The sequence below is a fragment of the Burkholderia sp. AU28863 genome (assembly GCF_002223195.1).
Taxonomy (GTDB): domain Bacteria; phylum Pseudomonadota; class Gammaproteobacteria; order Burkholderiales; family Burkholderiaceae; genus Burkholderia; species Burkholderia sola.
This window is the reverse complement of the sequence record NZ_NKFE01000004.1, coordinates 346,823-358,884: the sequence shown is the minus strand read 5'-3', so window position 1 is coordinate 358,884 and position 12,062 is coordinate 346,823. Positions and strand designations below refer to the sequence as shown.

Below are 12,062 nucleotides of genomic sequence, written 5' to 3'. Positions count from 1 at the left end.
GGAACGGGCGGCTTGCGGGTGCGCGACGCGCTGCTTACTTCAGTGCGTCGAATGCGCGTTCGCGGATTTCGTCGACGGTGCCGAGGCCCGAGATCTTGCGATACTGCGGCGCCTTCAAACCGTTTTCCTCGCCGCGCTGCGCCCAGTCGCCGTAGTACGTGATCAGCGGCTTGGTCTGCGCCTCGTACACTTCGAGACGCTTCTTGACAGTTTCTTCCTTGTCGTCGTCGCGCTGGATCAGCGGTTCGCCCGTCACGTCGTCGTGCCCTTCGACCTTGGGCGGGTTGAACTTGACGTGGTACGTGCGGCCCGATGCCGGATGCGTGCGGCGGCCGCTCATGCGCTCGATGATTTCCGAGAACGGGACGTCGATCTCGAGCACGTAGTCGATCGCGACGCCGGCGTCCTTCATCGCGTCAGCCTGCGCGATCGTGCGCGGGAAGCCGTCGAACAGATAGCCGTTCGCGCAGTCGGATTCCTTCAGGCGTTCCTTGACGAGGCCGATGATCAGCGCGTCCGGCACGAGCTTGCCGGCATCCATGTAGCCCTTCGCCTCGACGCCGAGCGGCGTGCCGGCCTTGACGGCCGCACGCAGCATGTCGCCGGTCGAGATTTGCGGAATCCCGAATTTTTCCTTGATGAAGTTTGCCTGGGTGCCCTTTCCCGCGCCGGGCGCGCCCAACAGGATCAAACGCATGGTGATATCTCCAAGTATGTAGATTCGTGTGGCGAGACGCAAAGGCGTCGGCGACGGCGGGCGCGGGGCTTGCACGGCGCATGACGGACCGGTCTGATGCGGCGCGTCGGGTCGAGTGACGCGCGGCTGCCGGCAGGGCCATGGGCGGGGTCAAGCGAGGACGCGCTGGTCGCGGACGGCTCGCACAATCGCCTGATTATGCCACGGGTTATTTTGAACCCGGCTGAAAAAGGGCCTGCACGCGTGCGAGATCGGCCGGCGTGTCGATGCCGGCTTCGGGTGCGGACTCGGTGATCAGCACTGCGATGCGCTCGCCGTGCCACAGCGCGCGCAGCTGTTCGAGCTGCTCGGCCTGTTCGATCGGCGCCTGCGCGAGCGACGGATAGGTGCGCAGGAAACGCGCGCGATATGCATAGAGGCCGATGTGCCGGTAGACCGGGAAAGCCGGTGCTGGCATGGCTGAGACGTCGGGCCAGTGTGGCTGGTACGCGTCGCGGCTCCACGGAATCGGCGCGCGCGAGAAGTACAGCGCGACGCTCTGCGCGTCGAGCGCGACCTTCACGACGTTCGGGTTGAATACGTCGGCCGCGTCGTGGATCGGGTGGGCCGCGGTCGCGATCGCGCACGCCGGATGTGCGGCCAGGTGCGACGCTACGTCGCGGACGAGCGCGGGGTCGATCAGCGGCTCGTCGCCCTGCACGTTGACGACGACGGTGTCGTCGCGCCAGCCGAAGGCCGCCGCGACTTCCGCGAGCCGGTCGGTGCCGGACGGATGATCGGCGCGGGTGAGCACCGCTTCGAAGCCGTGATCGCGCGCCGCGTCGAGCACGCTCTGCGCATCGGATGCGACGAGCACCTGTTGCGCGCCCGCTTCGCGCGCGCGTTCGGCGACACGCACGACCATCGGCTTGCCGCCGAGATCGGCGAGCGGCTTGTTCGGGAGCCGCGTCGACGCGAGCCGGGCGGGAATGACGGCGATGAAGGGTTGCGGCTGAGTCATCGGGGAGCGCTGAGAAGGACGGGGCGGGCGACGCCGGAAGCCGGTCGCCCGGCGGAGTGCGGCGACCCGGCCGGGGCCGGGCCGTCGGGTGCGAATCGGTGCGCCGGGCGAGCGGCCCGGCGATTCAGCGGCCCGCCGGATCGACCGGCGTGCCTTCGACGGTCTGTCGCGCTTCGTCGACGAGCATCACCGGGATGCCGTCGCGGATCGGGTATGCGAGCTTGTCCGCGTTGCAGATCAGTTCCTGCGCGGCACGGTCGTAGTGGAGCGGGCCTTTGCAGATAGGGCACACAATGATTTCAAGCAGGCGAGCGTCCACGGAGTTTCTCCACAACGAGGGCAATGAGGCGAGGGTCGAGCGCGGCTTCGACGGGGACCACCCACAGTCGGGCATCGCGCCAGGAAGCGCCCAATTTTACTGCATCCTTCTCGGTGATCAGGATCGCATCGACGGCGTCGTCGACGAACGGATTGTCGGCGAACGCGTAATGGTCGGGCAGCGCGCGGGTCGCCGGCGAGAGGCCGGCCGCGCGCAGCGTCGCGAAGAAGCGTTCCGGCGCGCCGATGCCGGCCGCGGCGAGCACGCGTTCGTTCGCGAATTGCGACAGCGGGCGGCGCAGGGCGGGCTGGTCGAGGTGCCATGCGGCGCCCGGCGTCAGCGCGAGCGCGTAGGTGTCGGGCCACGGCGGCAGCGCGCCGCTGTACGGATCGTTGACGAGCGTCGCGTCGCGATGCCGCGACAGCGGCTCGCGCAGCGGGCCGGCCGGCAGCAGGAAGCCGTTGCCGCCGAGCCGGTGGTCGAATACGACGAGCTCGACGGTGCGCGCGAGGCGGTAGTGCTGCAGGCCGTCGTCGCTGACGATCACGTCGACGTCCGGATGCGCGGCGCGCAGCGCCTGCGCGGCCGCGACGCGGTCGGGGCACACCCACACGGGCGCGCCGGTGCGGCGCGCGATCAGCAGCGGTTCGTCGCCGGCCGCGCCCGCGCGCGACGCCGGCGTGACGGCCGTCGGCGCCTTCACGTTCGCGCCGTAGCCGCGCGACACGACGCCGGGCGTGAAGCCGGCCGCGCGCAGCGCGTCGACGAGCGCGATCACGGTCGGCGTCTTGCCGGTACCGCCGACGGTCACGTTGCCGACCACGACGACGGGCACGCCGACGTCGACCGGCTGCTTCCAGCCTCGTGCGTAAGCGGTGCGCCGCAGCGCCGCGCACAGGCCGAACACGCAGGCGAACGGCGTGAGCGCCCACGCGAGCGCGCCGCGCCGCTGCCATTCGCGCGTCAGGCGCGCTTCGAGTCGCGCGAGCGGGGTGCCGGGCGCGCTCATCGGGCCGGGCGCGGCGCGTCGGGCGCCGCGGCGAGGGACGGATTCGTCAAGGCGGATTCTCCGTTGGGCGGCGCATGCCGCTGGGTCCGTGGAAGGCGGCACTCTAGCGCGCCGCACGCCGGCGCGGCAAGCGCGACGGGCCGCCGCGGCTCGCGGGGCGGGATCGAGGCGGCCTGTGGATAACTCTGTGAAAAACTCCCCGCTCGATCGCGTCAAACGCCCGCCCGGCGGGCATCGAATCGGATGAGAATCGTTTTGAAAGGTTTAAAAGATTATAAAAATCAACGTGTTGCGAAGAATCGTCTGGGTTTTTTCGCGGTTTCCGAGCGTTTTACGCGGACGAATGCCAGAGTGTGGACACCTTCCGCGCGCGGCGGCGAATGCAGCGGCGCTGGACGCCGCGCGCGTGTCGGACTATCGTGACGCCGCCAGCATTCATCCGACCGCCCATGCTTTCCGATTCTCCTTTTTCCGCACCCGGCGCCACGCGCGGCGGCGACGAAGTGATTCCCGTTTCGGCGCTCAATCGTGCGATTTCGACGATGCTCGAGCGTTCGTTTCCGCTGCTGTGGATTTCCGGCGAAGTGTCGAATTTCACGCGCGCCGCGAGCGGCCACTGGTATTTCTCGATCAAGGACCAGCAGGCGCAGATGCGCTGCGTGATGTTCCGCGGCCGCGCGCAATACGCGGAATTCACGCCGCGCGAAGGCGACCGCATCGAGGTGCGCGCGGTCGTCACGATGTACGAGCCGCGCGGCGAGGTGCAGCTCAACGTCGAAGCCGTGCGGCGCACCGGGCAGGGGCGTCTGTACGAGGCGTTCCTGCGGCTGAAGGCGCAACTCGAAGGCGAGGGCCTGTTCGCTCCCGAGCGCAAGCGTCCGTTGCCGGCCCATCCGCGCGCGATCGGCATCGTCACGTCGCTGCAGGCCGCCGCATTGCGCGACGTGCTGACCACGCTCGCCCGGCGCGCGCCGCACATTCCGGTGATCGTCTATCCGGCCCCCGTGCAGGGCGCCGGTTCCGCCGAAAAGCTCGTCGCGGCGGTTGCGACCGCGAACGCGCGGCGCGAGGTCGACGTGCTGCTGGTATGTCGCGGCGGCGGCTCGATCGAGGATCTGTGGTCGTTCAACGACGAAGCGCTGGCGCGCGCGATCGCGGCGAGCGAGCTGCCGGTCGTCAGCGGCGTGGGGCACGAAACCGATTTCACGATCGCGGACTTCGCGGCCGACCTGCGCGCGCCGACGCCGACCGGCGCGGCCGAACTCGCGAGCCCGCAGCGCGCGCTGCTGCTGCGCGAGGTCGACGAGCGCCAGCGCGCGCTCGCGCGCGGCATGGCGCGCCGGCTCGAACAGCGCGCGCAGCAGCTCGACTGGCTTGCGCGCCGGCTCGTGAGCCCGGCCGAGCGGCTGCAGCGGCAGCGCACGCACGTCGAGCAGCTCGCGGTGCGGCTCGCGTCGGCGGCATCGCGGCCAGTGCGCGATGCGCGTGCGCGTTTCGCGCTCGCGCAACTGCGCTGGCAGCGCGCGCGGCCCGATCCGTCCCAGGCGCGCCACGCGCTCGCGGGGCTGTCGCAGCGTCTCGCAAGCGCGTTGCAGCGTCGTCACGAACGCGACACGGCGCGTGTGTCGGCCTGTGCGGCACGGCTCGAGGTGCTGAGCCCGCAGCGCACGCTCGAGCGCGGCTATGCGGCGCTGATCGACGCGCAGACGGGCCGTGCGGTGCGCGCGCCGAACGCGCTGAAGCCGCAGCGACGGCTGACCGTGCATCTCGCCGAAGGCTCGGCCGACGTGTCGCTCGCCGACGTGCAGCCCCGGCTGACGGATACGATCTGACGTAACGGGTGCCAAGCGAAACGCGTGTCGTCGCAACACGCGCATCGCGGCGGGAACGGATGCTGCGCATCGTCGGGTTCGTCCTGCCCCGCGTTGCGCCAGCAGCGCTTTTCCGCATACCGCGGATAAATGGCCCGTGAGTTTGCGGGGTTATTCGTCCTCGCCTACAATCGGACGCTCGGCAGCATCCAACACAGCCTCCCTACATACTCAACGAAGGAATCGCCATGGCTCATACGCTCCCGCCGCTCCCGTACGCTGAAGACGCACTCGCGCCGACCATCTCGAAAGAGACGATCGAGTACCACTACGGCAAGCACCATCAGGCTTATGTGACGAACCTGAACAATCTGATCCCGGGCACGGAATTCGAAAACCTGCCGCTGGAAGAGATCGTGAAGAAGTCGTCGGGCGGCATCTTCAACAACGCCGCGCAAATCTGGAACCACACGTTCTTCTGGAACAGCCTGTCGCCGAACGGCGGCGGCGCACCGACGGGCGCGCTGGGCGACGCGATCAACGCGAAGTGGGGTTCGTACGACGCATTCAAGGAAGCGTTCACGAAGGCCGCGGTCGGCACGTTCGGTTCGGGCTGGGCATGGCTCGTGAAGAAGGCCGACGGTTCGCTCGACATCGTGTCGACGAGCAACGCCGCGACGCCGCTGACGACCGCCGACAAGGCGCTGCTGACGATCGACGTGTGGGAACACGCGTACTACATCGACTACCGCAACGCCCGTCCGAAGTTCGTCGAAGCGTTCTGGAACATCGTGAACTGGGACTTCGCGGCGAAGAACTTCGCGTAAGTCCGGCGCCTGCGCGCCGTCACGGCGCGCGGCATCGAAGAAAAGCCCTCGGTTCGAGGGCTTTTTGTTTTTTGCGCGGCCCGAACGTACGCCGTTTGCCGACTCAGCCGGCCATGCCGAGCAGCCAGCCGAGCGCCGCGCTCGCGATCACCACGGCCCACGGCGGCACGCGCCAGAACACCAGCGCGACGAACGCGACCAGCGCGGCGGCCAGGTCGCGCGGCGCGACGATCGTGTCGGTCCAGACCGGGTGATAGAGCGCGGCCAGCAGCAGCCCGACGACGGCCGCGTTCACGCCGGCGAGCGCGGCCTGCATGTGCGCGCTGCGGCGCAGGCGCTCCCAGAACGGTGCGGTGCCGGCGATGAGCAGGAACGACGGCGCGAAGATCGACACGAGTGCGATCGTGCCGCCGAGCCAGCCGTTCGGCGCATCGCGCAGCGACGCACCGAGGAACGCCGAGAACGTGAACAGCGGGCCTGGGACGGCCTGCGCGACGCCATACCCGGCGAGAAACGCCGAATCGCTCACCCAACCGGGTGCGACCACGGCCGCCTGCAGCAGCGGCAGCACCACATGGCCGCCGCCGAACACGAGCGCACCCGTGCGGAAGAACGCATCGACGACGGCGAGCGTATCCGAGCGCAGCGCGCGGGCCGCGAACGGCAGCGCGACGAGCAGCGCCGCGAACAGCGCGAGCCACAGCATGCCCGCGCGGGGCGACACGTGCAGCGGCAGCGGTTCGTGCGCGTCGCGCGCCGGTTGCGGCAGCAGCACGAGACCGGCCGCGCCGGCCACGACGATCACCGCGACCTGCGTCCAGGCGGCCGGCGCGAGCAGTGCGACGCATGCGGCCGCGGCCATCAGCGTGACGCGCCGCGCATCCGGGCACAGCGTGCGCGCCATGCCCCACACGGCTTGCGCGATCACCGCGACCGACACGATGCGCAGCCCGTGCAGTGCGCCGGCTTCGATCGGCGCGCCCGTTGCGTGAACGCCGAGCGCAAACAGCATCATCATCAGCGCCGACGGCAGCGTGAACCCGAGCCACGCGGCGAACATGCCCGCATACCCGGCGCGCGCGAGACCGATCGCCATCCCGACCTGGCTGCTCGCCGGCCCCGGCAGGAACTGGCACAGCCCGACGAGATCGGCATAGGTGCGCTCGGTGAGCCAGCCGCGCCGCGTGACGAATTCCGCGCGAAAGTAGCCGAGATGCGCGACCGGGCCGCCGAACGACGTGAGGCCGAGCCGCAGGAACGCGATGAATACGGGCCACGGATGACGGGCGGGGGCGGGGACTGTCGAGGTGTTCAAGGCGGTGCGCGCGGCGGACGGAACGAGCCGCCACGATAGCGCAACTCGGCGGCCGCGGGCAGTGCATGGCGGCCCATACCGGCCGATAGAGGTCGTTGCGCGGCGTTCAGTACGCGCCGTGGCCGAGCCCGCTCGCGCGGCGCAAGGCGTCGATGTCCACGATCTCGATCTCGCCGACGTGCAGCCGCACGACGCCGTCGGCCTGCAGCGCCTTCAGCAACTGGTTGGTGGTCTGCCGCGTCAGCGACAGCATCGACGCGAGCGTTTCCTGCGACAGCCGGATGTGCGTGCGCCCGGCGCTGATGCCGCCGTAGCCTTCGACGATCATCAGCAGCCGCGCGGCGAGCCGCTGCGCGGCCGGCATCACGCTCATCGATTCGACGGTCAGGAAGCTCAGGCGCAGCTTTTGCGCCATCAGCAGCGCGAACTGCCGCCAGTATTGCGGCGTCGTCTCGAGGATCGCGAGCAGTGCAGCCTGCGGCACGTGCAGCAGCAGCGCGTCGTCGAGCGCGATGGCGTCGTGCGTGCGCGGCTGGCCGTCGAACAACGCGATCTCGCCGAACCACGTGACGGGCTCGGCCACCGTCAGCAGCGTCTCCTTGCCCCGCGGATCGACCGCACCTATCGTGAGTGAACCGGCCAGTACCGCGTACAGCCCGCACGGCGGGTCGCCGCGCCGGAACAGCGCGTGGCCGGACGGCAGACGGCGCAGCGTCGCGCGGGCGATCAGCACCGCGCGCAGCGCGGGCGGCAGCGCGGCGAACCACGGGTTCGCTTCGATCTGCGGCAGGTACGGGGCGAGCGAGGCAGGCATGGGCACGCGATGTCGGGTAGCTGACAGAGGTTCTCGGGCGTGACGCGCATCATAGCGCTCAACAACCGATCAGGAGACGCGATGAAGACCCTCGAAGACCATCTTTCCCAGTATGCGGCCTACCATCGCGACGCGCGCAACATCGCGACGCATCTGGTCGGCATCCCGATGATCGTGTTCGCGGTCGAGGTGCTGCTGTCGCGGCCGGCGCTCGGGCCGCTGGCCGGCGTCGCACTGTCGCCGGCGCTGCTGCTCGCCGTCTTGTCCGCGCTGTTCTACCTGCGTCTCGACCTGCGGTTCGGGATCGTGATGACCGTGCTGCTCGCGCTCGGCCTGTGGGCCGCGCAGTCGCTGGCGCTGCTGCCGACCGCGCAATGGCTCGCGATCGGCGTCGGCGCGTTCGTCGTCGGCTGGATCGTGCAGTTCGTCGGGCACTGGTTCGAAGGCCGCAAGCCCGCGTTCATCGACGATCTGGTCGGCCTGATCGTCGGGCCGCTGTTCGTGGTTGCCGAAGTCGCGTTCTTCGCGGGGCTGCGCGGCGACGTGCGCCGCGAAGTCGAGCGGCGCGCCGGTCCCGTGCATGGCGGCGCGCATTCGCACGTCTGATGGGCCGGCCGGGCCGCAGGCACCGCGTGCCGGCGACGTGCCGGCCGCGCAGGCCGGCGTGACACCCGGCGTCGCACGTTCCCCGGTCGGCGCGGACCGCGCGCAGCGACTAAGATGCGGAGTGCGTCATACGACGCCTTTGCGGAGCACTCGCCATGGCGGATCGCCCGACTCTCGATGCCTACGACACCCATGCCGCGCAATACGCGCAGGACTGGCTCGACCAGGCTGCGCCCGACGACATGTACGCGCTGCTCGAACAGTATTTCACGCCGGGGCCGACCGCCGACGTCGGCTGCGGGGCGGGGCGCGACACCGCGTGGCTCGCGTCGCGCGGCTTCGACGTGTGCGGCTACGATGCGAGCGCCGCGCTGCTCGACGAGGCGCGGCGACGCCATCGCGGGCTGACTTTCGAACTGGCCGCGCTGCCGGCGCTGGCCGGCGTACCGTCCGGCGCGTTTCGCAACGTGCTGTGCGAAACGGTCGTCATGCATCTCGAACAGGCGGACGCGGCCGCCGCCGCCGCGCGGCTGGCCGATCTGCTGATGCCGGGCGGCACGTTGTACCTGAGCTGGCGGGTGGCCGGAAACGGCGTGTTGCGCGACGAGCGCGGTCGCCTCTATACGCCGCTGGACTCGGCGCGGATGCATGCGGCGCTCGGCGCCGGCGTGTGGGTGATCGACGAACACGAGGTCGTCAGCGCGTCGTCCGGCAAGCGCGTGCATCGGCTGATCGTGCGCAAGACGGGCGGCGACGCCTGAACGCGGCGCGCCGGCGCGCTTACTCGCGGCTGAGCGCCGCTTCCCAGTTGATGTCGACGCAGAGCACCTGCATGCCGGTCGCGGCCGGCGCGGCGATCGACGCGGTCACGCACAGGTGCGCCTCGTTGATCGACAGGTAGGGCGGCGTCAGGTGCACGCGGCCCGGCGCGCGCATCGCGTCGATGAAGTACGGGCGGCGTTCCCAGCTCGCGCCTTCGGAATGCAGCAGCGGCCGGAAGCGCTTCGCGCGTTGCGACACGCTGCCGCGCGCGAGCACGTTGTCGCCGATCTGGCGGCCCGACGCGTCGAGCAGGAAGCAGCGCGCGGTCTCGGGCAGTCCGAGCACGGCGGTAGCCGCATCGGTAAGCGATTCGCCCGCGCCGAGCCGGCGGCTCGCTTCCTCGAGTGCGGCGACGTACGGCGCGAGCCGTTCCGCCTGCGTGCGCTCGCGCTGCGCGACGCGCAGCCGCAGCGCGGCCGACAGCGTATCCATGCAGCCCGCGGCGGCCTGCGGTTGCACCGGATCGACGCTCGGCCCCGCGAAATACTGGCCCTGCACGAAATCGACGTCGCATTCGAGCGCGATCAGCGCGTCGCGTTCGGTCGTGAGCCCGCCCATCAGCACGAGCTGGCCGGATTCGTGCAGCAGCGACACGAGTCCCGGCAGCACGCGTTCGAGATGCGAGTGCTCGCTCGCCTGCGCGAGGATGCCGCGGTCGAGCGTGACGATGTCGGGATGCAGATGCCACACGCGATCGACGTTGGAGTGCTTCGCGCCGAACCCGACGAGCGCGATCAGGAAGCCGGCCTTGCGCAGCCCGTCGATGATCGCCGCATAGCGCGGCGTCTCGCCGCCGGCCTGCTCGGGCACCTCGAGCACCACGCGGTGCGGCGGCAGCCCGAGCGCCTTCAGGTTCGCGAGCAGCGCGTCGCCGTAGATGGTGTCCATCAGCGCGGCCGGATGCAGGCTCAGGAAGAGCCATTCGTCGTGGCTGTCGAACGCGTGGAAGTTACCGAGATGCAACGATTCGGCGAGTCGGCCGAGCTCGAGCAGGTCGCCGCGCCGCGCCGCCTGCGTGAACACCTCGTGCGACGCCACCTGACGGCTTTCCTCGTCGTGCGCGCGCAGCGACGCGTGATAGCCGATCGCGCGCCGGTGCGACACCGAGAAAACCGGCTGGAACACGCTGAACACGGTGTAGCCGCCGTACAGCACGGTGCGTCGGTTCCCGTCGTCGCCTGCGACCGGGCGGGGCGGCTGAAAGCCGGGGGGATCGATTTCGATCATGCTCATGATGTCGGCCGAAGGAAGACTGCCAGTTTACCTACAGAATAGGCGAGCAAGAAGCATGCACGGCAGGGCGCCACGTGCGGCCGCCGGTCGCGGCCGATACGCGCACGCGTGCCGGGCCGCGTTGCACCGCGATGGTGCGCACGGCCCCCATTCCGCGCGCGCCGCCGGTCACGCGCGCTCGGACGGGTCGGTCTTGCGCGCGGTGCTGCGGATCTCGGGCGCGAGCTGCGCGAAGATCCACGCGGACGCGGCGGTGATGATGCCGACGCAGACGAACGTCGCATGGAACGCCGGCAGCGTGTTGCTCGGCGTCACGGTGCGCAGCATGCCGGTGAACGTCGCGAGCAGCGCGCCGGCGACGGTGACGCCGAGGCTCATCGACAGCATCTGCACGAGCGAGAACAGGCTGTTGCCGCTGCTCGCGCCGCCGGTGCCGAGGTCCTTCAGCGTCAGCGTGTTCATCGCTGTGAACTGCATCGAGTTGAAGCCGCCGAACAGCGCGAGATGCACGACCTTCACCCACACCGGCACCGTGTCGCGCATCAGCGCGAAGCTCGCCATCATCACGCCGACCATGATCGTGTTCGCGAGCAGCACCTTGCGGTAGCCGTGCTGCGTGATCAGGCGCGTGATGATCCGCTTCGAGAACATGCCGGCCGCCGCGACCGGCAGCATCATCAGCCCGGCCTCGAACGCCGAGTAGCCGAGGCTCACTTGCAGCAGCAGCGGGATCAGGTACGGCATCGCGCCGCTGCCGATCCGCGCGAACAGGTTGCCGAGCAGCCCGACGCTGAACGTGTGGATCTTGAACAACTCGAGCGAGAAGATCGGCTGCGGCGCGCGCACCGCGTACAGCCCGTATGCGACGAAGCACGCGAGGCTCAGGATTAGCAGCACCAGCACGGCCGCGTGCTGCATGCCGAGATCGGCGAGCCCGTCGAGCGACAGCGAGATCGCGACCATGCCGATCGTCAGCAGCAGATAGCCCTTCAGGTCGAAACGGCCGGCGGCCGGGTTGCGCGAATCGGGCATCGAATAGAAGGTCGCGATGCAGCCCGCGACGCCGACCGGCACGTTGATCAGGAAGATCCAGTGCCACGACGCGATCTTCACGAGCCAGCCGCCGAGCGTCGGGCCGATCAGCGGGCCGATCAGGCCCGGAATCGCGACGAACGACAGCGCGGGCAGGTAGCGCTCGGCCGGGAACGTGCGCAGCACCGCGAGCCGCCCGACCGGCAGCAGCATCGCGCCGCCGACGCCCTGCACGACGCGGAACGCGACGAGCTGCGTCAGCGTATGCGCGTTCGCGCACAGCAGCGAGCCGAGCGAGAACACCAGGATCGCGCTGAAGAACACGCGCCGCGTGCCGAACGTATCGGCGAGCCAGCCCGACACGGGGATCATCACCGCCATCGTCAGCGAATACGCGATCACGACCGATTGCATCCGCAGCGGCGATTCGCCGAGGCTCGCGGCCATCGACGGCAGCGCCGTGTTGACGATCGTCGCGTCGAGCGTCTGCATGAAGAAGCCCGTCGCAACGAGCCAGAGCATCACGGTGAGGTTCTTTTCGCCGGGAGCGGCGGCGGGCGGGCGTTGGAACATGAGG

Annotated in this window: 12 protein-coding genes; 4 read left to right on the top strand and 8 right to left on the bottom strand. The window is 69.8% G+C overall.

From position 1 onward, the window contains the following. Window positions 1-34: 34 nt before the first annotated feature. The 4 genes from adk to lpxK form a co-directional block, all read right to left on the bottom strand. Entirely contained in the window at window positions 35-697 is a 663-nt protein-coding gene (gene adk / locus CFB81_RS13185; protein WP_050017061.1) for an adenylate kinase, read from the bottom strand. Window positions 698-905: 208 nt separating this feature from the next. Continuing rightward, window positions 906-1,697, bottom strand: coding sequence for a 3-deoxy-manno-octulosonate cytidylyltransferase (gene kdsB / locus CFB81_RS13180; protein ID WP_050017063.1), 792 nt, complete (start codon window positions 1,695-1,697; stop codon window positions 906-908). Between the two features lie 124 nt (window positions 1,698-1,821). Continuing rightward, entirely contained in the window at window positions 1,822-2,016 is a 195-nt protein-coding gene (locus tag CFB81_RS13175; protein WP_006482216.1) for a Trm112 family protein, read from the bottom strand. After that, window positions 1,997-3,025: a tetraacyldisaccharide 4'-kinase gene (lpxK, locus tag CFB81_RS13170; RefSeq protein WP_089435522.1), complete on the bottom strand. Its 1,029-nt coding sequence runs from the start codon at window positions 3,023-3,025 to the stop codon at window positions 1,997-1,999. Before lpxK ends, CFB81_RS13175 begins: the two co-directional genes overlap by 20 nt. A gap of 449 nt (window positions 3,026-3,474) precedes the next feature. Between lpxK and xseA the strand changes: the two genes are divergently transcribed. Next, window positions 3,475-4,857: an exodeoxyribonuclease VII large subunit gene (gene xseA / locus CFB81_RS13165; RefSeq protein ID WP_069621274.1), complete on the top strand. Its 1,383-nt coding sequence runs from the start codon at window positions 3,475-3,477 to the stop codon at window positions 4,855-4,857. Window positions 4,858-5,084: 227 nt separating this feature from the next. Next, complete coding sequence (gene sodB / locus CFB81_RS13160) at window positions 5,085-5,663, top strand: superoxide dismutase [Fe] (RefSeq protein WP_006489396.1); 579 nt, start codon at window positions 5,085-5,087, stop codon at window positions 5,661-5,663. A gap of 103 nt (window positions 5,664-5,766) precedes the next feature. Here the strand turns inward: sodB and chrA are convergent, their stop codons facing one another. Together chrA and CFB81_RS13150 are read right to left on the bottom strand one after the other, a co-directional pair. Continuing rightward, entirely contained in the window at window positions 5,767-6,978 is a 1,212-nt protein-coding gene (gene chrA, locus CFB81_RS13155; protein ID WP_069621275.1) for a chromate efflux transporter, read from the bottom strand. A 106-nt stretch (window positions 6,979-7,084) separates the two neighbouring features. Beyond that, the gene (locus tag CFB81_RS13150; RefSeq protein WP_089435521.1) at window positions 7,085-7,792 is read right to left on the bottom strand and encodes a Crp/Fnr family transcriptional regulator; all 708 of its coding nucleotides are present in this window, start codon (window positions 7,790-7,792) and stop codon (window positions 7,085-7,087) included. 81 nt (window positions 7,793-7,873) lie between these two features. Between CFB81_RS13150 and CFB81_RS13145 the strand changes: the two genes are divergently transcribed. Together CFB81_RS13145 and CFB81_RS13140 are read left to right on the top strand one after the other, a co-directional pair. Further along, complete coding sequence (locus CFB81_RS13145) at window positions 7,874-8,398, top strand: DUF962 domain-containing protein (RefSeq protein ID WP_069621277.1); 525 nt, start codon at window positions 7,874-7,876, stop codon at window positions 8,396-8,398. Window positions 8,399-8,553: 155 nt separating this feature from the next. Continuing rightward, complete coding sequence (locus tag CFB81_RS13140) at window positions 8,554-9,159, top strand: bifunctional 2-polyprenyl-6-hydroxyphenol methylase/3-demethylubiquinol 3-O-methyltransferase UbiG (RefSeq protein ID WP_089435520.1); 606 nt, start codon at window positions 8,554-8,556, stop codon at window positions 9,157-9,159. Window positions 9,160-9,178: 19 nt separating this feature from the next. On the opposite strand, the gene CFB81_RS13135 is transcribed toward CFB81_RS13140, so the two are convergent. Together CFB81_RS13135 and mdtD are read right to left on the bottom strand one after the other, a co-directional pair. Further along, a complete protein-coding gene (locus CFB81_RS13135; RefSeq protein WP_089435519.1) occupies window positions 9,179-10,453 on the bottom strand; it encodes an EAL domain-containing protein in 1,275 nt (424 codons plus the stop codon). A gap of 168 nt (window positions 10,454-10,621) precedes the next feature. Beyond that, window positions 10,622-12,058: a multidrug transporter subunit MdtD gene (gene mdtD / locus CFB81_RS13130; RefSeq protein WP_012329084.1), complete on the bottom strand. Its 1,437-nt coding sequence runs from the start codon at window positions 12,056-12,058 to the stop codon at window positions 10,622-10,624. Window positions 12,059-12,062: the final 4 nt, after the last annotated feature.

What these genes read in the sequence shown, in the direction of transcription:
- adk (WP_050017061.1), bottom strand. Translation starts at nt 697, where the DNA reads ATGCGTTTGATCCTGTTGGGCGCGCCCGGCGCGGGAAAGGGCACCCAG.
- kdsB (WP_050017063.1), bottom strand. Translation starts at nt 1,697, where the DNA reads ATGACTCAGCCGCAACCCTTCATCGCCGTCATTCCCGCCCGGCTCGCG.
- lpxK (WP_089435522.1), bottom strand. Translation starts at nt 3,025, where the DNA reads ATGAGCGCGCCCGGCACCCCGCTCGCGCGACTCGAAGCGCGCCTGACG.
- xseA (WP_069621274.1), top strand. Translation starts at nt 3,475, where the DNA reads ATGCTTTCCGATTCTCCTTTTTCCGCACCCGGCGCCACGCGCGGCGGC.
- sodB (WP_006489396.1), top strand. Translation starts at nt 5,085, where the DNA reads ATGGCTCATACGCTCCCGCCGCTCCCGTACGCTGAAGACGCACTCGCG.
- CFB81_RS13150 (WP_089435521.1), bottom strand. Translation starts at nt 7,792, where the DNA reads ATGCCTGCCTCGCTCGCCCCGTACCTGCCGCAGATCGAAGCGAACCCG.
- CFB81_RS13145 (WP_069621277.1), top strand. Translation starts at nt 7,874, where the DNA reads ATGAAGACCCTCGAAGACCATCTTTCCCAGTATGCGGCCTACCATCGC.
- CFB81_RS13140 (WP_089435520.1), top strand. Translation starts at nt 8,554, where the DNA reads ATGGCGGATCGCCCGACTCTCGATGCCTACGACACCCATGCCGCGCAA.
- CFB81_RS13135 (WP_089435519.1), bottom strand. Translation starts at nt 10,453, where the DNA reads ATGAGCATGATCGAAATCGATCCCCCCGGCTTTCAGCCGCCCCGCCCG.
- mdtD (WP_012329084.1), bottom strand. Translation starts at nt 12,058, where the DNA reads ATGTTCCAACGCCCGCCCGCCGCCGCTCCCGGCGAAAAGAACCTCACC.